Annotated in this window: 2 protein-coding genes; both read left to right on the top strand. The window is 46.5% G+C overall.

What is annotated here, in order from left to right:
• The first annotated feature begins 246 nt into the window (after positions 1-246).
• Positions 247-1,167 carry an aspartate carbamoyltransferase gene (gene pyrB, locus HMPREF3052_RS03755; protein WP_003684701.1) on the top strand — a complete coding sequence of 307 codons (921 nt, stop codon included), beginning with the start codon at positions 247-249 and terminating at the stop codon, positions 1,165-1,167.
• 10 nt (positions 1,168-1,177) lie between these two features.
• On the top strand, positions 1,178-1,636 hold the full coding sequence (gene pyrI, locus HMPREF3052_RS03760; protein ID WP_003684689.1) for an aspartate carbamoyltransferase regulatory subunit: 459 nt from the start codon (positions 1,178-1,180) through the stop codon (positions 1,634-1,636).
• The last annotated feature ends 30 nt before the right edge of the window (positions 1,637-1,666 follow it).

Raw genomic sequence — 1,666 nt, forward strand, 5'->3', positions numbered from 1 at the left:
CTGGACAAATGGAGACTTTACATTGGGTAATAACTGAAAACAGTCGAATCCCTGTGCTTGGGTCTCAGTCCGTCTGAAAACTTGAAAGAAGCAGCCGTCTGTTAAATATGCGATAATGCGGAAGATTTCATGGGTGTGGTAGGAACATGGTTGTGATTGTCCGACGAGGATGATGTCGGGCAACGATGGAATCGGTTTGCTTGAAACGCCCGCCTGTTGCGGGCTTTTTTATGGGAAGGAATGGTCATGCCTAATCCGCTTTATCGGCAACATATTATTTCAATTTCAGATTTGACGACGGAGCAGCTCGAATTGCTGCTTCAGACGGCCTTGAAGTTGAAAAAGCAGCCTCGTGAAGATTTGCTTGAGGGTAAATTGATTGGATCGTGCTTTTTTGAACCGTCCACCCGTACGCGTTTGTCTTTTGAAACCGCAGTACAGCGTTTGGGTGGGAAAGTTATCGGTTTTTCTGATGGTGCGAATACCAGCGCGAAAAAGGGTGAAACGCTTGCAGATACTGCGAGGATTATTTCTAGCTATACGGATGCGATTATTCAGCGACACCCTAAAGACGGTGCGGCCCGTGTGGCGGCCGAGTTTTCGAGCGTACCTGTGATTAATGCCGGTGATGGTACCAACCAACATCCGAGCCAGACGCTTTTGGATTTGGTAACGATTTATGAAACACAAGGTAGCTTGAGCAATTTGAAAATTGCGATGGCCGGTGATTTGAAATATGGCCGTACAGTACACTCATTGTGTCAGGCACTGAAGCGTTGGGGTTGTGAGTTTGCATTTGTTTCCCCTCCCAGCTTGGCGATGCCGGACTATATTACTGAAGAGCTGGAGGAGGCTGGTTGCCCTTACCAAGTTTTGTCCAGCTTGGAAGAAGCGGTCGAATGGGCGGATATTTTGTACATGACCCGTGTTCAGCGCGAACGTTTTGATGAGCAGGAATTTGCCAAAATTCAGGGTAAGTTCAATCTTGATGCGTCAATGTTGGCAAACGCCAAACCCAATTTGCGCGTCTTGCATCCTTTACCGAGGGTAGATGAAATTCATCCGGATGTAGATAAAACACCTCATGCCTATTATTTTGAACAGGCAACCAATGGCGTGTATGCACGGATGGCGATTTTGTCTTTGGTATTGAACGAAGAAGTTTAAGGAGCGAGAGATGGAAAACTCAAAACTCAGCGTTGAAGCGATTGAACAAGGTACGGTAATTGACCATATTCCTGCCGGTAAAGGCTTGGCCATTCTAAGACAGTTTAAGTTGCTGCATTATGGCAGCGCGGTTACGGTCGGCTTTAATTTGCCCAGCAAAACGCAGGGAAGCAAAGACATTATCAAAGTCAGCGGCGTATGGTTGGATGCCAATGCGGCCAACCGTTTGGCTTTATTTGCCCCTGAAGCAGTGGTAAACAAAATCGATCAGTTTAAAGTGATCGACAAACAGCATTTGTCATTGCCGGACGAAATTTCAGAAGTATTCCGCTGCCCGAATACCAATTGTGCCAGTCATGGCGAGCCGGTCATCAGCCGTTTTTATGTCCGTTCACATAATGGTCAGACACGTTTGAAATGCCATTATTGCGAGAAAACCTTCTCGCGTGATTCAGTTGCCGAAGCCTGATATGTAGAAACTAGTAGCGTTGTTTACAGT

The organism is Neisseria sp. HMSC056A03 (assembly GCF_001815685.1).
Classification (GTDB): domain Bacteria; phylum Pseudomonadota; class Gammaproteobacteria; order Burkholderiales; family Neisseriaceae; genus Neisseria; species Neisseria subflava.

What these genes read in the sequence shown, in the direction of transcription:
- pyrI (WP_003684689.1), top strand. Translation starts at nt 1,178, where the DNA reads ATGGAAAACTCAAAACTCAGCGTTGAAGCGATTGAACAAGGTACGGTA.
- pyrB (WP_003684701.1), top strand. Translation starts at nt 247, where the DNA reads ATGCCTAATCCGCTTTATCGGCAACATATTATTTCAATTTCAGATTTG.